At 62.0% G+C, this 20911-nt stretch carries 24 protein-coding genes; 2 read left to right on the top strand and 22 right to left on the bottom strand.

Annotated features, from left to right (window positions below; translation table 11 throughout):
* Positions 1-73 precede the first annotated feature (73 nt).
* Both QZT63_RS19965 and QZT63_RS04495 read right to left on the bottom strand, forming a co-directional pair.
* Positions 74-565 (bottom strand): DUF998 domain-containing protein, encoded by a 492-nt coding sequence (locus tag QZT63_RS19965; RefSeq protein ID WP_366635911.1) that lies wholly within the window; start codon positions 563-565, stop codon positions 74-76.
* Positions 566-699: 134 nt separating this feature from the next.
* Positions 700-1557, bottom strand: a complete 858-nt coding sequence (locus QZT63_RS04495) for a DUF6544 family protein (RefSeq protein WP_290648959.1) — start codon at positions 1555-1557, stop codon at positions 700-702.
* A 155-nt stretch (positions 1558-1712) separates the two neighbouring features.
* On the opposite strand from QZT63_RS04495, the gene QZT63_RS04490 reads away from it, so the two are divergent.
* The gene (locus QZT63_RS04490; RefSeq protein ID WP_290648958.1) at positions 1713-2654 is read left to right on the top strand and encodes a M23 family metallopeptidase; all 942 of its coding nucleotides are present in this window, start codon (positions 1713-1715) and stop codon (positions 2652-2654) included.
* 454 nt (positions 2655-3108) lie between these two features.
* On the opposite strand, the gene QZT63_RS04485 is transcribed toward QZT63_RS04490, so the two are convergent.
* The 17 genes from QZT63_RS04485 to QZT63_RS04405 all read right to left on the bottom strand — a co-directional run bounded on the left by QZT63_RS04485 (position 3109) and on the right by QZT63_RS04405 (position 17911).
* Entirely contained in the window at positions 3109-4113 is a 1005-nt protein-coding gene (locus QZT63_RS04485; RefSeq protein ID WP_290648956.1) for an alpha/beta hydrolase, read from the bottom strand.
* A gap of 23 nt (positions 4114-4136) precedes the next feature.
* Positions 4137-5435, bottom strand: coding sequence for a serine hydrolase domain-containing protein (locus QZT63_RS04480; RefSeq protein ID WP_290648954.1), 1299 nt, complete (start codon positions 5433-5435; stop codon positions 4137-4139).
* Positions 5436-5624: 189 nt separating this feature from the next.
* Positions 5625-6587, bottom strand: coding sequence for an alpha/beta hydrolase (locus QZT63_RS04475; RefSeq protein WP_290648952.1), 963 nt, complete (start codon positions 6585-6587; stop codon positions 5625-5627).
* Entirely contained in the window at positions 6584-7753 is a 1170-nt protein-coding gene (locus QZT63_RS04470; RefSeq protein WP_290648951.1) for a serine hydrolase domain-containing protein, read from the bottom strand. The genes QZT63_RS04475 and QZT63_RS04470 overlap by 4 nt, the downstream gene beginning before the upstream one ends.
* 4 nt (positions 7754-7757) lie before the next feature.
* Positions 7758-8612, bottom strand: coding sequence for a CPBP family intramembrane glutamic endopeptidase (locus QZT63_RS04465; protein WP_290648949.1), 855 nt, complete (start codon positions 8610-8612; stop codon positions 7758-7760).
* 48 nt (positions 8613-8660) lie between these two features.
* On the bottom strand, positions 8661-9284 hold the full coding sequence (locus QZT63_RS04460; RefSeq protein WP_290648948.1) for a hypothetical protein: 624 nt from the start codon (positions 9282-9284) through the stop codon (positions 8661-8663).
* Positions 9269-10456 carry a serine hydrolase domain-containing protein gene (locus QZT63_RS04455; protein WP_290648947.1) on the bottom strand — a complete coding sequence of 396 codons (1188 nt, stop codon included), beginning with the start codon at positions 10454-10456 and terminating at the stop codon, positions 9269-9271. The genes QZT63_RS04460 and QZT63_RS04455 overlap by 16 nt, the downstream gene beginning before the upstream one ends.
* Positions 10457-10814: 358 nt before the next feature.
* Positions 10815-11453 (bottom strand): DUF6064 family protein, encoded by a 639-nt coding sequence (locus QZT63_RS04450; RefSeq protein ID WP_290648946.1) that lies wholly within the window; start codon positions 11451-11453, stop codon positions 10815-10817.
* 90 nt (positions 11454-11543) lie between these two features.
* Positions 11544-13376: a heavy metal translocating P-type ATPase gene (locus tag QZT63_RS04445; protein WP_290648945.1), complete on the bottom strand. Its 1833-nt coding sequence runs from the start codon at positions 13374-13376 to the stop codon at positions 11544-11546.
* A 378-nt stretch (positions 13377-13754) separates the two neighbouring features.
* Positions 13755-14171 (bottom strand): nuclear transport factor 2 family protein, encoded by a 417-nt coding sequence (locus QZT63_RS04440; protein WP_290648944.1) that lies wholly within the window; start codon positions 14169-14171, stop codon positions 13755-13757.
* Positions 14172-14296: 125 nt separating this feature from the next.
* Positions 14297-14665, bottom strand: coding sequence for a VOC family protein (locus QZT63_RS04435; protein WP_290648943.1), 369 nt, complete (start codon positions 14663-14665; stop codon positions 14297-14299).
* Positions 14666-14834: 169 nt separating this feature from the next.
* Positions 14835-15356, bottom strand: coding sequence for an ester cyclase (locus QZT63_RS04430; RefSeq protein WP_290648942.1), 522 nt, complete (start codon positions 15354-15356; stop codon positions 14835-14837).
* Positions 15357-15459: 103 nt separating this feature from the next.
* A complete protein-coding gene (locus QZT63_RS04425) occupies positions 15460-16467 on the bottom strand; it encodes a Tat pathway signal protein (RefSeq protein WP_290648941.1) in 1008 nt (335 codons plus the stop codon).
* A gap of 141 nt (positions 16468-16608) precedes the next feature.
* Positions 16609-16824, bottom strand: coding sequence for a hypothetical protein (locus QZT63_RS04420; protein ID WP_290648939.1), 216 nt, complete (start codon positions 16822-16824; stop codon positions 16609-16611).
* Positions 16825-16939: 115 nt separating this feature from the next.
* Entirely contained in the window at positions 16940-17065 is a 126-nt protein-coding gene (locus QZT63_RS04415) for a hypothetical protein (protein WP_290648937.1), read from the bottom strand.
* A 190-nt stretch (positions 17066-17255) separates the two neighbouring features.
* Complete coding sequence (locus QZT63_RS04410) at positions 17256-17621, bottom strand: type II toxin-antitoxin system RelE/ParE family toxin (RefSeq protein WP_290648935.1); 366 nt, start codon at positions 17619-17621, stop codon at positions 17256-17258.
* A complete protein-coding gene (locus QZT63_RS04405) occupies positions 17621-17911 on the bottom strand; it encodes a type II toxin-antitoxin system ParD family antitoxin (protein ID WP_290648933.1) in 291 nt (96 codons plus the stop codon). Before QZT63_RS04405 ends, QZT63_RS04410 begins: the two co-directional genes overlap by 1 nt.
* Before the next feature lie 741 nt (positions 17912-18652).
* On the opposite strand from QZT63_RS04405, the gene QZT63_RS04400 reads away from it, so the two are divergent.
* Positions 18653-19291 carry an NUDIX hydrolase gene (locus QZT63_RS04400; RefSeq protein ID WP_290648931.1) on the top strand — a complete coding sequence of 213 codons (639 nt, stop codon included), beginning with the start codon at positions 18653-18655 and terminating at the stop codon, positions 19289-19291.
* 109 nt (positions 19292-19400) lie between these two features.
* Here QZT63_RS04400 and QZT63_RS04395 read toward each other — a convergent pair whose 3' ends face one another.
* The 3 genes from QZT63_RS04395 to QZT63_RS04385 form a co-directional block, all read right to left on the bottom strand.
* On the bottom strand, positions 19401-19967 hold the full coding sequence (locus QZT63_RS04395; protein WP_290648961.1) for a serine hydrolase domain-containing protein: 567 nt from the start codon (positions 19965-19967) through the stop codon (positions 19401-19403).
* A 410-nt stretch (positions 19968-20377) separates the two neighbouring features.
* Entirely contained in the window at positions 20378-20689 is a 312-nt protein-coding gene (locus QZT63_RS04390; RefSeq protein WP_290648929.1) for a HigA family addiction module antitoxin, read from the bottom strand.
* Positions 20690-20702: 13 nt separating this feature from the next.
* Positions 20703-20911, bottom strand: a 209-nt coding sequence (locus QZT63_RS04385) for a type II toxin-antitoxin system RelE/ParE family toxin (RefSeq protein WP_290648927.1), incomplete at its 5' end; no start/stop codon positions are given.

Here is a 20911-nt window from a genome sequence, read left to right as displayed (position 1 = left end):
TCGACCACCCCCGAGCTGTCCGTTGTCGTGGGGCGATTACAGCAGGCTGCAACCACTGTGTCCAGCGCCCGCTCTACACCGGTCGGCCCGTGGGCGCTCGGGACTTATGTGTAACGATATGCCGTAATTGTGCATCGTCCTTTCTTCGACGCACGACGATCGCGACGATTGCGAATGCGAACGCAAAGCCCATGGCTGTTGCAGCCATTGAATGAAGGGCATCTTCGACCGCATCGTGGGGAACTGCAGGGTCCCACGAACTGGCAGAGAAAACTCCCGCGGCAATCATGAATAAGCCAAAGGCGACGTGAAGTAGGGTCCCCCATCGACCCCAGAGTACTCCTGCTCCGGCAGACAGCCACAAGACCCCGATTCCGAATAGTAGAAATCCCAATCGCGCAAGCCAGGCCCCCTCGACTTGCTGCGCCGCTGACTCGCTTGTGGTATGGGAAATCCAGTCGTAATCCTCCGGCATGATGAAGGGGGCAGTCCCCAAGGCTATTGCCGATGCCAAGAGGCAGAGCAGGACGCCAATTGCACGCTTCTTGTTCGGGTCGTCAACCATGACCGTCATTGCAGCGGGATATTGTCATGCGTGAAGGCGGCATAACGCGCAAGCTCACCTGCGGCTATGGAGCGCAGCGGAGTTGCCGTCCGGTGCAGCGCTTCGTTGGGCACACACTCCGTGGAACCCCCGACTTATGGCTCAAGCTCATACCCTGTACCAATGATATCCCCTTTCCAGACGAGCTGAAGGACTCCGTCCTCGTACCAGCCAACCTTACCATATGAGGGCACGCGCATTCCGGCCTCTTCATGGCAGTCCCGGAAGTGCCCCTGCCAGGGGACTTGCTTGTAACCGCCATCGAATTGACCAAAACGACCCGCACTGTAGATACTCGTCACCTCTCCGACCTCATTGAAGCGGAATTCCAGCGACACAGACGTGCTCCGGTCAGTCAGCGTCGCCAGCGCCGAGTGATCTTTGATCGCGCTCCACGCGACCCCGGACTGTGGCAAAAGGGCCGTGGGAAACCATACTCCCTCGGCCACGTACCTGTGCAACGCCCCCGAATTCAGTTTCGGTTCGCCCCCTTCTGAGGCGACAGCAAAGGCCGACAAGAGACTCCCGCGGCCCAAACCGACACCGCCAATGTAACTGTCCAGGACACGTACATGTGTGCCCAGGGGCATCTCGATCTTTGCGCTCCAGAGGAAACCAATTGCAGGTGGCACCACGATTTCGCTTGCAGTGAATGGTGACCAACTTTCGGTGGTTATACCCGTTCGCAACACACCGGACTGCTCTATCTTTGCTGTCTTGATCAGCTTTTGACCATCAGTCAGCACATGCTGGAAATAGCGTGCAACCGAGGGTGGGAGTTCAGTGAATGACGCGAAGTCCACAATCCCGACGTCTGTCTGGCTTGACCCCTCACTCAGTGTTGCTAACAGCTGATCGGCTTTGGAGGAATCGCGAGCCTGTCCAATATAGATTGCAATAGCTGCGCCAAGAGGGGCTTTTCCGGATGTAATGAAAATCCACTTGATCATCATTATAAATGCCACTCACCAGCACTAATGTGGAATCGATTTGCATGCAGTTTATACATGTCTCTGCTGCGACGTTACTCCGAAGTTGAGTAGCAGCGCGATTTAGAGTTCAATACTCCCAGCAGAAGGGATTAAACATGATTGCACTCATCCTACTGATGCAGATCGCGCTGCCGTTGGCGTTGATTGTCTGGCTCGCGCTGGTGCCGGCAAGCAATGTTGCAGGCTTCACTCTGCAGGTGGCTGGCACCGGCGCGTTCCTTTTCGCGTTGGCGCGGGTGGCGCAATGGGCGGTGCCGGTCTGGTGGCTGCCGTGGGTCTATGGCGGGCTATGGTTGCTCGCGCTCCTGGCATGCCTGATCGGCAAGGGGTTTGGCGGCCTCCCGCTTTTGCCTGCAGGGCTTTGGGGGTGGTCAGGTCTTGCCCTCTCGCTCGTGCTGTTGGGCACCGGCGGGTGGTATGGCGCGCAGGCGGTGGCCGGGCAAAGCCCCCCACCGGTCGAGGTCGTCGAGATTGCCAACCCCCTCGGACCGGGCAACTACCTTGTGGGGCACGGCGGGTCGAACGCGCTGGTGAATGGGCATATGCGGACGCTCGATACCAGCGTCGAGCGGTTTCGCCCCTGGCGCGGGCAATCTTATGCGGTCGATTTCTTCGGCCTCGGCCCGTGGGGCCTGCGCGCACGCGGTTGGCGCCCTGCCGATCCTGCCGACTATGCCATCTTCGGGGCGGAGCTTCGTGCCCCCTGCGAGGGCATGGTGGTTACGGCAGAGGGGGACATGCCGGATTTCGAGGTGCCGAACGAGGATCCAGTGAACCGGCTTGGCAACCACGTCATCCTGCGCTGCGGCGAGGTCGAAATCGTTCTCGCCCACATGCGGAGAGGCAGCGTGGCGGTCGTGCCGGGCGAGCGGGTGGCCGAGGGCGATCGGCTGGGCGAGGTCGGCAATTCTGGCGCCTCGACCGAGCCGCATCTGCACATCCATGCGCAGCGGCCGGCGCCGGACGGCGCGCCGCCGATCTCGGGCGAACCGCTGGCCCTGCGCATCGAAGGGCGATTTCTGGTGCGGGGCGATCGCCTTACAGGGCGGGACAAGTAAGGCCGGCCAGTTTTTGTCGGCCTGCTGCATGGGGCGGCCTTCTGATCAGGCGAGCCAGCTCAGACCCGCGAGGATCAACGCGATCGGCAACCTCGCGAGACCAATCCGCCGCCAGTTGCGTGCGCCCGAAATTGATGGGGCGGTCGCTCGTCCCTGCGGATAGAAGACCAGCGCCGCCGCCTTAACCGCCCAGAGAGCCGGGACAACCGCGACGATACCCCAGCCCGCCCAGTTCCGGCGCTCTGATCACGAAGCGCGAAGTCGGCCAGCCCAAGGACCCAAAGGACAAGCAGCAGACCCGCCAGCACCCAAATCGGCCAAAGTCGCCGCGGATCGCCATAGGTCCAGGTCTCGATCGCTTGCCAGAGCGCGGCGAGCAGGATCATGCCGACGCTTGTCATTGCTGCCACCGAGGTCAACGGCACACCGAAGATCGTGAGCTATGGTTCCATCATCAGCTTTCCGCTTCCGATCCCACAAGCGCGGTGCCAAAACCTCGAACCGTTTCGACGAAACACGGGGTCTCGGTCAGGAAGGGCGCGTGGCCCGAGCCGTCAAGCACCACCATGCGCTTGCCTTGCGGCGCCTCCACCACCTCGAACCACTTCCGCACCAGTGCAACGGGCGTGTTCATGTCGTGCGCGCCCGAGATCAGCAACATTGGCAAGGGCATCCGGGACACCTCCACGAACAGATCGCGCCGCAGGTAATCCGCCCACATCGGTCCGCTCCCGCGGTTCGCGCCGTCGAACCAGCGCGGGTAATCCGGCAGCCGGTATTCCGGAGCGGCCAATGCTCTCGGCAACATAGAAGGGAGCGAGACGTTCATCCCGCCGCCATGCGACTCGACGAACTGCATGAGACGCACATACAGTTCGTGATCACGGAAGTCCTCCGGCGCCATTGCGGCAAGCTCGGCCTCGGGCGCAATTCCGCGCAGCCAGTCCAGCGCCAGCACCACCGCACTGAGCGTGTCCACCTGCTGCCCCACGCCCACATAGCCCGCATAATCGTCCGGCCAGCGCGCTACGAGCCGTGAGCCCAACATCGTCCCCCAGGAATGGCCAAGCACGATCAGCGGCTGGTCGCCTACCCGCTCCCGCAGAAGCTTGGTAACCTCGCGTGCGTCGGAAAGGAACTGTTCGAGCGTCATGCTCGCGGGATCGAACCCGGGCGAGTTCGACTTGCCCGCGCCTCGCTGGTCCCAGTGGACCACGACGAAATCGCGCTCCAGCTCCGCCGTGACGGAGTGAATCGGCATCTGGGCCGAGCCGGGCCCACCATGCAACCACAGCAGAATGGGGGCTTCGCGGTCTGCCCCCCTGATCAACAGCCATTGCGTGATCGCGCCGATCTCGGCCGCAATGAGTTCGGCGATCGGGTTTGGGCCCTCGACCGGCGTGGTTCGGGCCGGTAGGCTTTTCCAGATCAGTGCGCCCGCGGCAACCGCCAGCACCACCAGGACTGCAAGACGCAGAGTTCTCATCGGCGACGCACCGGCACCAGCGCCATCGTGCCAAGGCCGAGGCCGGCGACTGCCGAGGCCGCCCCTAGCCACGGCCAGACACCGGGCAGGATCGAGAACAGGAACAGGTAGTCCTGCGCCGCCGCCCAGAGAGGCCAGACGATCAATGCAACGGCGATCCCTCCCGCGCCGACCCTGACGACGCGTGGTCGCGGCCGGCCCAGGTGTGCGATCCAGAAAGTTAGCGTCGCTCCGACCAGTGCCAGGACAATGGCCGTGCGCGCGGCGGTCTCGGCCCAAAGCACGCGCGCCATGCCCACAGGTGCGACACCGAGGCTGCCCGACCAGTCCCGCAGGATTGCCGCGAAAACCGGCCAGGCGCGCTGGCTGTTCGACAGGATAATGATGCCGTCGCCGGTCTCGGGCACGAGGTGCATGTGGCTCATCCAGCCATAGCCCTGGCCGCCATGCCAGACCGCGGTACGGCCATCGGAGAGGGTTTCTGTGAAATGCCCCAGCCCGTAGCCGCCGGCCGCATAGCCGAACAGGCCGCTAACCTCGTTCCGGGGGCTATGCAGAGCAGCGACGCTTGCAGGCGCGAGAACCCTCTGATCCGCGCCCGACAAGCTGGCGGCAGCGAACCGCGCCACATCCCCCGCTGTGGCAAACAGCCCCCCCGAGCCGCGCCCCGGATAGACGTAAGGCGTAACGGGAAGCCCGTGCAGGTCATGACCCATGGCCATCACGGCGTCTGTCCAGTCGTAGCTTGCGCTGGACATACCGAGTGGTCGCAGCACCTCGCGAGCCATGAATGCGCCGAAGTCCTCTCCGGTGCAGTCCTCGATGACGAGTTCCAGCAGGTTGTAGCCGGTGTTCGAGTAGGCGAAGGCCGTACCGGGAGTCGCGATCATCCGGAAGTCTCCCGCCAGGTGCTCGGTCAGGCCCGGCCGGAGCGCAGCGGGCGCGTATCGCGCGGCAAAGTCGCCTTGGCCTATGCCGGCCGTATGCGACAGAAGCTGACGGACCGTGATGTCAGGGGTCGTCTCGCTCGGCTGCCAGCGGGTGAGGCATGCCGTGATCGGCGCATCCAGATCGAGCCGCCCGGTCTGCGCTAGCCGCATCGCGCCCCAGGCCGTGACGGGCTTGGAGATCGACTCGGTACGGAACAGCGCGTCCTCGGTCATTGCACGTCCGGTCGTCCGGTCGGCAAGCCCCAGGGCGGCGGTCGCTACCGGTTCTCCAGCCCGCAACAGCACGATCACCATGCCCGGCACATCGTCCCTATCCATCCGGTCAATCGCGACCTGGATGGTCACGTGTTCCGACAGGCTGCCTGGTATGACATTGCCCTCAGTGTCGCGAAGCGGGTCGGGAGGACCGGGGCTGATGGCGTAAAGGGCCACGATCCCGACAAGGATCGCCGTCGCAGGGACAAAAAAAGCCGTAGTCATCACGCGCCTGACCATCGGTGGCTACCCTTGGACATAAGCCTTATCCTCAAGGAGTCAGGGAGGCGTAGCCCCCATGATGAATTCGTGAATTTCCCGGGTAAGATCGGCGTCGTGGCCGAGCCAGATGTGTCCGCCATGAGGGTAGATCACGAGGCGCGCGCCGGGAATCCGATCAGCAAGAAGCCGCGCAGTATCGGCCGTGCCGAAGAGATCGTCCTCGCAGGACAGGATCAGCGTCGGCACGGCAATGTCCTCGAACGCTGTCGGCGCTGGCGCTCCCGCCCAGAACCCGTCATTTCGCAGGCCGTCGGTCTTTGCGCTGATCGGCATCAGCCCATCGCGAATCAAATCGGCCCGATGGCGCTCCTCGGGAGAGACCCGCGCCAGCAGCACTGGATCGGTGGCCAGAAGCGTCCGCAGCAGCGTGTCCGCTGCGAGCGTGGCGAAGGTCCAGAACCATAGGTCCGAGGACAACACCCGCTCGACTGCGACGCGTTGAAGGGCGCTGAATTTCACGGGATCCCGCCCCGTCAGGTTCGCCGCCGGCACGATCAGGACGAGGTGCGAGCAGCGATCGGGATGGCGCAGGGCGAATTCGGCTGCTGTGAGCGCACCCGCGGAGCCCCCGGCCACCGCGATCCGCTTGAGGCCAAGGTGGTCGAGCAACTCCACGAGCACATTCGCCTGGTGCACTGGTGAGGCGTCCTCGGGGAAGGCGCTTCGCAGATAGCCAAAGCGTGAGGGCGCGATGATCTGGAAGCCGGCCTCGCTGAGGCCGTGGGCGAACAGAAGGCCCTGGTCGAAGCCGCCGCCCGCGCCGTGGATCATCATCAGCGGCGGCCCTCGTCCCACGACCGAGTACTCGATCGGCCCGGCCTGTGTCTCGATGATACTGCTGCGCCGGGCGATACGGGCTTCTGCCGCTGCCATCGTGGCGCGATAGGCGCCCGTCCCCCAAGCCGCCGCCGCAAGCGCGATGCCGCCAAGGCCAGTCAGAAAGGCGCGCCGGGTGATCATCGCACAGCCTCGATCGCGAGATCTGCGAGCGCCGCTTCCAGCGTCGGAACCAGATCGCTCGAGTCATCGAGGAAGCCAGCATCGGTGTTGATCTGGAAGGCAACGGTCACGCCGTGGTCGGCGTAGTGGCGCAGGCTCGATACATAGGCGGGGATCCAGCCCCCATGGCCGTAGACCGGCCCGCGTGGCGTCTCCGTATATATCGCCACGCCCGCGCCATAAAGGACACCGGGCGCGTCAAGGTCCACCGGCACGCCGTCGAGAAATCTGTCGAGATAAGGCTTCGCCATCGCCGCGCCGCCGAACAGGAGGTGCCCCCAGAGCGCCAGGTCGCGCGACGTCGAGGCAAGACCGCCACCCGCCCATTCCACAGCTGGGTTCCACAGAAGCCGTCCGCCTGCGTCCGCCGTTCGCTCCGGCAAGCCGAAGGGATTGTCTGGTGTCACATAGCCGACCGCGAGACCGGGAAGGTCGGGGCGGTCGGAGGGAAAAGTGTCCGTCAGACCAAGGGGGGCGAGGAAGCGCAGGTGCACCGCCTCATAGTAGCACTGGCCCGTCACCTCCTCGATCACCAGTCCCAGCAAGATGTAGCCGGTGTCGCTGTAGGCCCAGCCGGCCCCCGCCTCGAAGAGAGGCTCGAGCCCCGTCACGAAGCCTACGAGATCGTCGGGGTTGACCGCGCCTTCCATGCCCGCCATCCGGGGCCATGCCGCCTGGAACGCGGGCAGATGGACATGGTCGGGCAACCCGCTGCTGTGGTGCAGCAGGTGGTTGATGGTGATGGACCCGGCATTGGGCAGATCGCCGAACCACGGTCGATCGTCTAGGTGATCAACCAGCAGATCGGCCCGTGAAAGGCGCCCTTCGCTCTCCAGAGCCAGCACTGTTGCAGCAACAAAGGTCTTGCCGATGCTCGCGGCAAGCATCGGGGTCTCAGGCGACATGGCGCGGCCCGTTTCCAAATCGGCAAGACCGACCGCTGCCGCTGCCACGGTTCCGTCAGGCAGCGCGATCGCCGCGGTAGCGCCCGGAAAGCCGTAGCGCGCACGGAAGTCTTCGAGCGTCGCGTCCAGGGCTGCGGAGAGAGGGGCGACGTCCTGCGCCGTCGCGGGCGCGACCGCACCGAGAGTTGCCACCATACCGGCTGCCATGAGGAAGCTGCGCATCCGTCTACTCCCCGCCCGTGTGTGCGAGGACGTTTGTGGCCGGCACTACCTCTGTGACAGCCCCGTCCCGCGTGAACATTGTATCGCGGTTCCACCACACGACGATGACGGCCACGACGACCAGGATGATCGTGTCCCAGGGCTGTGCATCGGGCCAAAACGGATTGATGAGCTGCCAGTGAAACAGCATCGGCCAGAGAAGACTTCCCCGTGCGCTATTGAAGATTGGCGACACCAGAACCGCAAGCGTCACGTTTCCGATGAAAAAGGGAAGGAAGTTCCATTCGGCGAACACGGTGCTCGACAGAAAGAACGCCGGCAGGTGCCAGAACCCCCACGTCGCGCCGATGATGAGGCCCGCCCAGATCGGCGCCATGAGCCTCTGCAGCAAGGGTTGCATCACGCCGCGCCAGCCGAATTCCTCGATCGGGCCGAGAAAGAGCATCATGAACAGGACCGCTACGACCGGGCCCACCCCCTCAGGCGGCAGCGGCGCCAGAACCGGACCGCCCATGATCAGCGAGCCCGCAACAAAGACGAACGGTAGCAAGAGCAGGATGAAAGCCGCCCAGCCCACCGAGCACCGCCACAGCAGGAGCCTGGACAGGAAGGCGCGAATACCCGCCATACCGGAATGAAGAAACACGGCCACGAAGGCCGCTATCGCCGGCGACCATGTCGCAAGGAAAAAGAACGGATGCGATCCGCTGATCTCGCCGAAGGTGGCGGCGGCCATGTCCGGGATCATGATGTAGACCCCGACCAGACCCCAGGTAATGACAAAGGTGATGCCAAGGAAGGTGACAAGCGCCGATGACGGCATTCCAGACGGGCGCGTCAAATGCGGCCGGGTTTGCATTGGAGACCCTCCGAGGCCATAGCCACTCCAACTTGTATTCCATCTCGATCAGAAAGGACCAAGCGTCTTCGATGTCATGATCGGCCAATTCATTTCCGGCCTGGGAAAAAATGTCAGGCTGCGGCCTACGAATCGCCGGATTCCCGTGCTCACCTGCAGCGACTCAGTTGGGAAGTACTCCAGGTGTAAACCAGGCTTCAGGTCTTCCATTCTCGTGTACCCGCCGGGCGCAAGCGTGTTGTCATCGGCCAAACGATATACTCTGATATCCGACTTGAAATTTGCCTTCACGGCCAGATGTTCGTTGAGACGAAAGCGCAGCATCGTCTCGGGGAATCCGAGAGCGCCGGACAGGCCACCTTGTGCATCCATGTTCCAGGCCACCCCAAGAACCGGATAGAGCGTCGAATCCACCGGGTGGTACAGTGGGCCGGTACCTGCGTAGAGTGTCAATTTTTCATGGGGCGTATGGACCCCAATAATCCGCGGATTGTAGGTCCAGGACCGGGACGAAATCCTATCGTCAAACCCGGCAATGGTTACAATCTTGAGCCACAGGCCCCAGTGATCAGCTAGTTCACCGTAATGCTGCAAGCCGGGTGCAACCCGGGTTAATGCGGGGCGCCGTCCGGTGCATGCCATTGTTGGGCGGTAGTTCAGCTTGAAATACATGAGTACAACGCATTTCGCAGCGCGAGATCTCGCGGATCACCTGTGAGCGTCGTTCCCATTTGGTTAGTGACATAAGCGTAACCGATACCAGCCTTCGGATCGGCGAAGCCCAGCGAGCCACCCGATCCCGGCTGTCCATAAGAGCCCTCGCTGCCGAATGACCACACCGGGCAGTGCTTCATAAAACCCAATGAGAATTGCACGCCGTCGCTCATCATACACTCGTCGTAGAAGCCCCGTGTCGGTGGGATCGCTGGCGCCGCCAGTATGCACAGCGTTTCCGGACGCAGTTGCAGCGCACGTCCGTCGGTCGCGAACACACTGTAGGCGCGTGCGATCGCTCGCGCCGTACCAACACCCCCACCAGACGGCACTTCGAAATTGCGGGCGTAAACACGCTGTTCGTCATGCACGAACATCGAACCGACCAGTGCCCGCGAGATGTTCGAACTCCGATTAACAGCGCTGAGAAAGAAGCGGATCCCGAACCCGCGCAGCATTGCAAGCAGGCCTGGCCTCGTCAGCGTCGCCAGCCGGGAATCCGGAATGGATTCTGGAAGGCGGATATAGAAATCGAGCCCCAGCGGCGTGGCAACCTCCTCGTGAAAAAATTGCCCCAGGCTTCGGTGCTCTGGATCGATGCGACGCAACAATTCGTTTTCGTAATAACCGAGGGTGATCGCGTGGTAAGCCTGCCGTGTGCCCGGCTCCCATGCCGGCCTCTGGAGCGCAAGCACAACACTAAGACGATCGAGGTCGGCCACAAGGCTGCGGTCGCCCTGCTCGTCGAAAGCGAACAAACCTGCCTGGTGCGAAAGGAGCTGACGAACTGTGATGTTCTCTTTTCCGTTTTGGGCGAACTCGGACCAGTAGGTGCATACACGCTCCTCGTAGTCGAGCCAACCGCGGGAGTGAGCCAGCGCGAGCGTCATCGCGGCCAGTCCCTTGGTCGTCGAGTAGACCAAGACCATGGTGTCTTCCTCCCATGGCTCACCTGTCTCCTTGTTCCGTACGCCGCCCCACAGATCAACGACCTTCTCGCCCCGGTGAAATACACAACAGGCGCCGCCCAATTCAAGGCGTAAGGAGAAATTCTCTGTGAACGCATCGCGCACAGCCTCGAAGCCTGAACTCACATGCCCCTCAATATGGACAGCGCTAGAAAGCTTCATGAAACAGTCCTCTCCCCGGCCGGGATTAGGGTAACTTCGCCCAACGCCCCGCGTAACCGGACGGCTTTGGAGCGACCGCAGAAAAGCCAGTCCGCGTTGACGCTGTTGTTAGGCGAAATGAGTTAAGGGGTAAAAGGTTTTGTAGTATGCATATTACAAGACTTGACCCCCCCCTCACTGACCTTGGATTGGGCTTCCTCCAGACCCCGCCTCGCGATGACGCCCTTGCCCTTCTCCTAGCCTTCGGCTCTGCGAATACCTGGCAGGAGGACTTCCACCTCCCTAGCTCTGTGCCATGCCCGGCACACACGTTGGAGTTGAGCCGCGGCCGTTTTGGGCCGTCGGCTCCGGCGGCGAGTTAGGTAGCTCGCCGTTTCTGAACCATACGCGCTACGATGTACGTGATAAGAAACACCCCGGCTCCCAGCAGCGCGAAATCTGTCACTACGCCGAGCAGCAAGGCTGCAGAGCCACCAATCGCTGTCCAAAGCAGGGGGATCGCTGCAAGCCGCCAAAGGGTCGGTGTCGACATCAAAAAGAGGCCGACGGTGAAGAGCGTGGTTGGACAAGGTACTCCAAACGTAGGCGTAGAAGGGTAAGGTTGAACGAGTGCCATGGCCAAGAACGGGTAAGAAAGTGCGTACACCGCAAGTGCGATTCCGAGCATGTGCCTGGCGGTACGCTCATAGCCGTACCGAATCGGTTCCCCTTTGAGCCCAGCCCATCCAAGCAGTAGCGCCTCGAGAAGGAAGAGCACACCGAATAGGAGCGCCGCCGGATTGATGGGCGCGAAGTAGGCAAAATGATAGGCGATGGCGGCCCAGGCCCAGTGAACCGCTAGTAGCAGCGAGACCAGACGGTCGATTCGCTGACCGCGCAGTACGAGCACCAGGACGGCCACTGACGCAACCCAAAGCGCAAGAGCGCCAGGCCACAGCGCTGTGTTGTACGAACCGAATACTTCTAGGAACTCACGCTCCGAGAAAGGAAGTTGCATCGTCCGATCCCTTGCTACCTATCGTTCCGGTTCAGCGGCGGCGCGTAGCGCCGTCCGCTGCAACCGGTTATTGGGCGGCGGCAGATGTCGTCACAGTTCCACCCGCTTGAGAAGCTGGGCATTGATCGCCACCACCACGGTGCTCGCTGACATCAGTACCGCGCCCAAGGCCGGGGTGAGCAGAATGCCCCATGCGGCGAGCACACCCGCCGCCAGCGGAATGGCAAAGATGTTGTACCCTGCCGCCCACCAGAGGTTCTGGACCATCTTCCGGTAAGTCGCCCGCGACAACGCGACGATTTTGGGGATGTCGCGGGGATCAGACCGCACCAGCACGATGTGACCCGCCTCCACCGCGACATCGGTACCGGCGCCAATCGCGATGCCGATATCGGCGGTAGCCAACGCCGGGGCATCGTTGACGCCATCACCCACCATTGCGACCTTTTTGCCCTGCGCCTGCAATTCGCGCACTTTGGTGGCCTTGTCCTCGGGCAGCACCTGCGCGAACACCGTGTCGATGCCCAGCTCTGCGGCGACGGCATCGGCGACCGCCTGTGCGTCACCGGTGAGCATGGCCACCTCGATGCCGCGCTCGTGCAGTGCGCGCACGGCCTCGCGGCTTTCCTCCCGGATGGCATCGGCCACCGCGAAGACCGCCAGGGCCTTGCCACTCCTGAGCAGGTAGATGGCGGCCTGGCCACGATTTGCGGCTGCTTTTGCGGCCTTACGCAGCGGGTCCGGCACCTGCGTATCCTCCACCTGGAGGAGCAAGGGACCACCCATGCGGTACTCGATACCTGCGATCGACGCTGCGATCCCCATTCCAATCAGCGCCCGGAACTCATCCGCTGGGGGCACATTAAGCTTTCGTTCCACCGCCGTCTGCACGATGCCACGCGCGATTGGATGCTCGGACTCCGCCTCCACTCCCGCCGCGATCCGTAGCATATCCTCCTCGGACTCCCCGTCGGCCACCGCCATGCCAACCACCCGGAACTCCCCGATTGTGAGCGTCCCGGTTTTGTCGAAAATCACGATGTCCAGGTTTCTGGCTTCTTCCAGTCCGCGCCGATCCCTTACCAGTAGGCCATTTCGTGCGCCCAGGGTGGTGGAGATGGCAACGACCAACGGCACGGCCAGACCAAGGGCATGTGGACAAGCGATCACCAAAACCGTCACCACACGAATGATGGAGAAGTCGATGGGCGAACCCAGGAGCTGCCAAGCCACCAGCGTGAGTACGCCGGCGACGATGGCCACCCCGGTCAGGATCCGGGCTGAACGGTCGGCCAGGTGCTGCGCCCTGGATTTCGATGCCTGCGCGTCGGCGACGAGCCGCATGATCCCATAGAGCTTGGTCTTCTCCCCGGTGCCGGTGACCTGGATGCGCAGGGAGCCTTCGCCATTGATGGTTGCAGCGATGACCTCATCGCCTTCCTTCTTCTTTACCGGCCGGGACTCGCCGGTGATCATGGCCTCGTTGAGCTCACTCGTGCCCTTCTGCACCAGGCCGTCCGCCGGCACGCTCTCGCCGGGACGGACCAGCACAATGTCGCCCTCTCTCAGTTCGCTGATGGGCACCGTCTCCTCGCCCTGGTCAGTAACCCGGGTGGCGGTATCCGGGAGCAGCTTGGCGAGTTCCTGCAGCGCCCCCTGTGCCTGTGAGATCGAGCGCATCTCGATCCAGTGGCCCAACAACATGATGGTCACCAGGGTGGCCAGCTCCCACCAGATCGCGTCCGCCTTGATGAGACCGAGCTGGACAACCCACGAGAAGATGAACGCCACCGAGATGGCTAGGGAAATCAGGGTCATCATCCCCGGCAGTCGCGCTCTCAACTCCCGCCATGCACCCTTCAGAAAAACCAAGCCACCGTAGAGAAAGACGGCCGTGCCGAGGACAGGGGATATCCACGCCACCCGGGGAACTCGGGCGCCGTGTAACCAAAGATCATCTGGATGTGTGCGGCCCAGAAAACGACCGGGACGGTGAGGATCAGCGACAGCCAGAACTTGTCCCGGAACATCTTCGGGCTGTGACCTGCGTGCTGGTCATGGGTTGCATGGACCTCGCTCGCTTTCCCGTGCCCGCCACCTGTTTGGTGGCCAGCGCCCGGCTCGGCGCCGTGGCCATGTCCGTGGTGGGTGGTCTTGCTCACAATGTCGCTACCTTAATCGTGGATGACGGGTCCGCTACATCCGGGACGGATATGCGCTCTGTCCGCCCAACGCCGGAGCTCACTGGCGGCTATGGAGCGCAACGGAATAGCGCCGCCAGTTGAGCGACTTGTTCGGCATTCATTTTGTCGGTTCGTCAGGCTTTCCGCTGACGGAAACCATTACCCATCTGCCATCCTGCTTGAGGTAAACCTCGCTCCATCTCCCGGTGACGGTAAGAGTTTGTCCATTTTTCGGCAAGACTTTCGCCGAATAGGAATAGTGGGCTACTCCGACCTGTCCCTCGTAAATCTGAACGCTTAGGGGGTGGAGATCGTATTCGCCCAGCGCCGGAGTATCACCCAATACTGACTGTACTGCGGCCTCCCGGTCATGAGGGAGCGCAGCATTCACATCCCAACCTACATATTGAGGATGAAGAGTCGCTCGGATTTGTCTCTCATCTCGTTCTTTGGACATCGCCCAGAGATTCCCAACGTGTTCCCACAATTCTCTTTGCTCCTGCGAGAATTCGATGTTTGGCAATTGAACCGTCACTTCATTGTCTCCTTTGCGGAACCTGATAAAAGGATAAAAGAAAAATAAAAGGGAACGGAGGGATTAAAGAATGACCTGATCATTTTTTTAATCCCTCCGTACCTTTTGCCGGTCCCCGGGGGTGCTTACGGTTCCGGGATGTGGTAAACGGCCTCGATATTGTGGCCGTCTGGACCGATGATGAACGCGCCGTAGTAGTTCGGGTGGTAGTGCGGCCTCAAGCCCGGCGCTCCGTTGTCTCTACCCCCTGCAGCAATGGCTGCCTCGTAGAAGGCATTTACTTCCGAGCGCGAGTTGGCTGCAATGGCAATGTGTAGGTGTGCCGGTACTTCTTTCGTCTCGTAGAGCCACAGCGAGGGTTTGCCCTTCTTTCCGATGCCTACGCCATATGGCCCTTCCATGGCCACCGCCACTCCAAGTGGTTGAAGTGAGCTGAGAAAGAACGCCTTGCTCTCTGCAAGGTTGGTGACTCCGAAGCCGACGTGATCAAACATCGCTTGTTCTCCCAGGATGGAACGCCACAAATCGTGGAATCCGCGGCCTAACGTTTCGCATGAGCCGCGCTTTACGGCGACCAACCGGAGCGGTAGCGATGGGAGGAAGCTGTCAAGCGTCAGTCTCCATGCGATTTGTTAGGCGGCGAACCTGAAGCGCAGCCCGGCGTCAGCCCCACCGTTTTCGTGCTCGGCGGGCCACGAGGCGCTGGAGCCAGACGTTGACGCGCTCGGCGAGCCCGCCTGCTCTGGGGACAGCACCGACCTGACGGGCCAGTGCGAGTCTGTCCAGCACGACCGTATGGCGGGCGAGCAATTCACCATCGAAGCGCGAGAACTCCGCAGTCTCGAATTCGACGGGGCCCCCGGTCGGGGCAAAGCCGGGCGGTTCCATCGGCCCTGTCATCTTTCCGGTGATGCGCAACCGTACGGCGACGCCCTTGCGGTCCAGTAAGAAGTATGGACCGTCGATGAGCTCGATTCGCGCGTCGGGAAGCGACCGGAACATCATGTCCCGATGGAATCGACGCACTGCCTCGCGCCCGCGCAGAGGCTCCGGTGCGGCGGGGTCTTTCCATAGGACGTCCTCGGTGCAAAGCTCTGCCACCGCGTCAGCGTCGTGGGCATTCACGGCAGCGTGCAGATGCTGCACAAAAAAATGTGCGAACTGCTCGTCGATCTGCTGTGCCATCAGTGTCCTCTCAAGCGGATCCGATAGGGGTCACTTTCGACCTCTCCCCCCGCATGGCACATCCTCGCCGACGCCAACCGGAGCCCCCTATCATCGGCCGCACTCAAAGAAGAACTTGCCCTATCGGCCGCCGCAACGATCGCGGCATCTCGGGTCCACGACCAATCCGGACGATAAGGTCCGGCCGTCGGTTGCCGATGCCCAGGAAGGTTGCGAGCTGTGCACGGAGTGGGAGCACCTCGACAGGCTGGTTGATAAAGGCAGTGCGGAGTTGCAAAGCGGCCGCCTGCAGGGCAAGGCGTTCGTAGCTGCGCCCCGCCTCAATCCAGTGGCGTTGGTCGTCGGCTTCGGAGAAGATTACCGCGAGTGCTCCAGAACTCCGGATGTGCGTGATGTCTTTTCGGTTCTGGCGCTTCGCTGACCCCGCCACCCGCATCAAGAGCTTGCCGAGCCATCCTGGCACGTTAGGGATGCCCAGCACTGCCCCGTACAGGCCGTCACGGGTCCGCACGGCGTCGCGAGCGTTGAAGCGGATCCACTTCCTCATCTCCGCCGCCCAGCGCGGATCGCTGAACTGGGCCGTGTTGCCCGCTGCCACATACTCCGCGACCTGCTCCTTCTGTTTGCTGTCGGTAAGAAGCATAAGCGAGACCCCATTGCCGCGCCCGGCTTCCTCCAGCAGGCGGAGTTGCTCAGCAGAGAGTGCTGTTCCGTCATATTCAGCCCGGCTGCACTGGCGGTTCGGAATCGCCTCGAAAAGAGTTGACCGGGAGGGGGCCGTCTTCTCGAGGTCCACTTGCACGCTCGACTCGGATGCGTCGTAGGAAAAGTGACCCTTTAAGCCGGCGGCCTGCGCAGCCACGAGCAGATTCTCGCCTGCACAACCAAGGCTCCCATACAAGTGATGGTCGTCGGGGTCGACTTCCGGACAGCGTCGCGTCAGATCCGGGAGAATCACGATCCTGCCCGACTCCACTTTGAACTTCCAGGGCTGCGTATTGTGGCTGGATGCAGCCAGCGTCGCATACCGCACGAGATTGGCATGGTCACGTGCGGCACTGCTGAGATCGTGGTGGCGCCATATCTCTCGTATTGTGTCCGAGTAGCCCATGCTCTCCTCCAAAGTGTGGGTCGAGCGCCCGCCTCTCGCAGTAGGAACGCCGGTTACCAGGCGCCCCCTGCCCAGACCCGGAAGTGCGGTTAGCCAGCATCCGGTTCATTGGTCGTACTCGGTTTCGCGACGGACGTGCCGTTACGCAAAGGCCACATGCGCAAGAGCTTTCTCCGTGGTGGTCGGCCACGTTACTTCCAACACCTTCAGGGCAGCATTGAACCGTGCCTGAGTGAAACTGCGCCGCTTAGGCACAACCAATCGTCCACTGGTAGAAGGTAAGCGCTCCACGAACCCCATCTGTTGAGCGCGCTTTTGGTCGGCGAAGTCTTCCGGAATAGGGGAGGCTTGGATCATGTGGTTGTCTCCGGTACGAGTGTCTTAAGGGGTCAACTTAAAGGGTCAAGTCTTGTAGTATCCATATTACAAGACTTGACCCCCCTCAGCGCTCCGTCAGCGTTCGTCAGCGCCCTCACAACTCAAGTAAAGCTTCGGCGGGCTCCTCCCGTGGCTCGTTCTGCGACCCGGCATCGCCGTGGGAGGACGCCGCCTCGAACCAGAGCGGCCTCAGACCATCGAACGCACGGAGATCCGCCATGTGGACGCTTCCGCGGTCCTATGAGGCCGTGCTTGTTCGGTGTCGCGTTACGACTGTGCCTCCGTGCACATCGACCTTTAGTCAGGACACAGCCGCCCGTCTGAATTGCCGGATGTGGCTGGGACAGGTGGGGAAGGCTGCGTATTCTATTATGCTACTGGCACACTGTGTGGGAGACCGTTTCAACGACCTATTCCCAAGGCTCCTCAGGCTCCAAATGGCGCGTCAACTCCATGGCGTCATGCAGTACTCGACCCACGACGACCAGCTCAGCATCTAGCCGGTAAATCAGGAAGTGTCGGGGGCGTCGCACGATGCCGGCATCCGTACGCGCCCGGTCTCGGCTCAATCCCAGGTGCCAGGAGCGAACATGCTCGCCCAGTTCGGGGCGTTCGAGGCTGCCTGGTCTGGTCGGTTGGTGGGCAATATCGCGCAAGGCCGTAACGAGCAGGGTCTCGTAGCGTACTCTGGCCGTTACCCCGAAGTGCTCATGGGTCCAGGCCAGGATGGCGATGATGTCCGCCCGCGCGGTGGCGGATAGCCGATAACGTGCCATCAACCCGTCGTAGGGATTCGGGCCGCGGCGCTCCGCCCCAGTTCGGTGATGAGATCTTCAAGTTGATCGTCCGCTACATCGGCGTAACGGCCAGCGGCAACATCGCCCCAGCCCTTCCCAGCGGCTTCCTGCAGGGCCTGGAGTTTGGCGGCTTCCAGGCGCTCTCGTTGTTCGATCAGGCGCAGGCCTTCACGCAGCACTTCGCTGGCGTTCTGGTAGCGCCCGGACTGTACCAGGGCATCGACCAGGTCATGTTGATGATCGGTCAGGACGACATTACGTGTCGGCATGAGCTGAACCCTTCGTCGGGACTGTGAGCAAAGTATAGTGGCAGTGGCATATTATGCCAATCGCCGGCTGCCCAGATGGCTCTGATGAAGGATTCCGGGGCGCACTGGTGGGGCTGTTATGGCGCCGGTTGCGTTCATGGCACTGGCGAGATCGCAGCTCAGTCTGCGCTTTCGCATGCCACAGCCACCAATGCCCGCACAATGGCAACGGTGATCCGGATCGCAGCGTCTGGTTTATCGTAGTGGCTCAAGTCAGCCGCCTAATGCCCAGCGTAACCGGATGTCTTTGGAGCGACCGCGGGAAAGCCGGTCCGCGTTGGCGCTGTTATTAGGCGAGATGAGTTAAGGGGTCAAAGTCTTGTAGCATGCATATTACAAGACTTGACCCCGTCACCTGACCCCGTCACCTCGGGGACAGCATGTGGGCCTCCATCGCGCCGCCGACGGCTGAAGGATTCTTGGATCTGATATGTTTAGTAAGGACTCGATAAATCTGCACCTGCATACTCGGCCGGGACGGCCGCTTGGCAGTGATGGATATCTCGATAAGCTGGAAGACATGACCAGTTGCACACTCGTACACCGCGATCGCGCTGGCCGGGTCCTGGATTACGGAGTGCCGACCGACAGAAGTGACGATGCGGACCCGGCTTCCGAGACCGGTATACTGCCCCCGGAACTGCCCAAGCGCCCGGCTGCCGGCGAAACGCGGTTCTCGTCTCGCGGACGGTGTGGCTGACCATGCTGTCGGGGCTTGCGCGCTGGATCGAACGTCGCCCGGGGCTGCACCGGCGGGTGCTGGGCATTTGGAAGATGTTCCCGCCGCGGCTCGCCGGGCTCCTCAAGGGACAGCTCGCGCGCAACTGGATCGTTGGCGCCGTGGCCGTGATCGTCGATGACGACGTCGACCCGCCGGAGGTGCTGCTGGTCGAGCACAGCTACCGCTCGCGGGGAGCCTGGGGATTACCGGGCGGGTCGCTCGAGTCCGTTCCCGGCAGGCCGACTGACCCGCATACGCAGGTGCTGCCGGACGACGTGCTGGAGCAGACGCTCAGGCGCGAGGTGCGGGAAGAGCTGGGCATCGGGATTGAGGGAATTTCTTTGCTTCGCGTGGATGCCGTGCCCTACGTCGCCGAGGAGCCCGGCCCCTATCGACTGGACTTCTACTTCCGGTGCAGGCCGAAAGGCGGCTTCGCGGGGCTGCGAGCGGCCCTGGCGGCCGGTGAGTTCACACCGGCCTCGCCGGAGATCCGGGATGCGAGACTGGTGCCGCTACCGGAGACCGGCGGCTTCGACCTGTTCTCCACGGACGAGCGCTTTCTCCGCCAGGACCTGCCCAGGCTGATGCCGGAGATACGGCGGTCATCGCGCGCCGGGTGACGCCCGGCGAATAGAGATGGACACGAACAAGCGTCGAAAGGCGAAATGGTACCAGCCCTGGCTTACAACCTGGGCAGCACCCCCGCGAGAGTGAGCCCAACCGGCCGCTCTACTCAACACCAAGACGACGGGTCGGCTGCGCTATGGCCGGGTCGTGGATCAGGCATCGATCGACCCAATCGAGGAAACGCTCGTCTAACATACCGCTACGATTGAACAGTATTACGCTCCCGCGCTGCAACTCCGGGTAAATTCGCACCGCCGCGTAGTAGCCACCACCGCCGCCCGCGTGCGCGTAGTTAGGTGTGGGCCCGTCCAACTCCCCTTTGAACCATGACATGCTCATTCCGGATGGTTTGCCGCTGCTCAGGACATTCTCAGTGAACAGCAGCCGCCTGGACTCGTCAGACACGAGGCCGCTTTGCGGAGCGAGCAGCGCCTGAACGTAGCGCATGCCCGAGACATTCTCGATGATCTGCCCAAGCAGTGCATAACCGAGATTGGAATACGCGAAGCGAGCATTTGGCTGGCTCTTGAGCTTGTGGTGCTTGGTGAAAACCTCATGGAAGAACGCTTGCCTGTCAAACCCCTCGTGCTCCTCCTGGAGATGAATCCAGCCTAGCGGGATCGGGTTGGCAATGCCCGAGGAATGCGTCAGCAGCTGCCGCACGCTGATGCCCTGCGAGTAGGGGAAGCTCGGCAGCTAGACGGCGGCCGGGCCGTCGATAATGTGCGAAAACCGCACTGTTCAGCACGGTTGATCGTACATCCGGATGCTCCAGTGCCAGTTCGCTTTCGGTACAGCGCCATCCGGGAGTCCGTTTTCCGAATAATCCGCAGACCCCGTGAACAGTTACAGAGGAATCTCCTAAAGCCCAGCGTAACCGGCCGGCTTTGGAGCGACCGCGGGCAAGGTGGTTGGCGCTGTTGTTATTCGAGATGAATTAAGGGGTCAAAGCCCTGTAGTATGCATATTACAAGACTTGACCCCGTCATTGTCATTTGGTGACCCCGTCATTTGGCGAGCTGGTGCGGCGGTTTGCGTATGGCAAGCGCCGTGACAGATCGACATGGCTCGCTGCCGTGTTAGGCGGCATCTAGTGGTTTGATTCGCGCCACTTCCTTCTTAATCGCCTGCGCTGCATCCCAGAGGTCGACGGCCCGTTGAGCGTTTAGCCAAAACTCTGGTGAGTTGCTGAAAAGCCGACCCAAGCGGAGGGCCATCTCGGGGCTTACGGCGCGACGCTCGCGCAGCAACTCATTCACCGACTGCCGCGATACCCCAAGCGCCTCCGCGAGCGCGGATACAGTGAGACCATAGTCAGGAAGAAAGTCTTCCCGAAGCATTTCGCCCGGATGGGTGGGCCTGCGCTTCATACCTGTGTTCGCAATGCTCATCTCTGGCACCTGCTCAGTGGAAGTCACAGATCTCGATGTCGTAGGCATCTCCGTCCTCGAACCGAAAGCGAATCCGCCACTCATCGTTGATAGCGATGGAGTACTGCCCTTTTCGGTCGCCGGATAGGGCATGAAGTCGGTTGCCGCGTGGCACCCTCAGGTCCTCCAGGCGGACAGCGTGGTCAATGTACTCGAGCTTTCGGACAGCGCGTTTCCTAATCT

Origin of the sequence: Aquisalimonas sp., from assembly GCF_007120195.1 — a bacterium.
Classification (GTDB): Bacteria; Pseudomonadota; Gammaproteobacteria; order Nitrococcales; family Aquisalimonadaceae; genus Aquisalimonas.
This window is presented reverse-complemented; position numbering and strand designations above follow the sequence as displayed.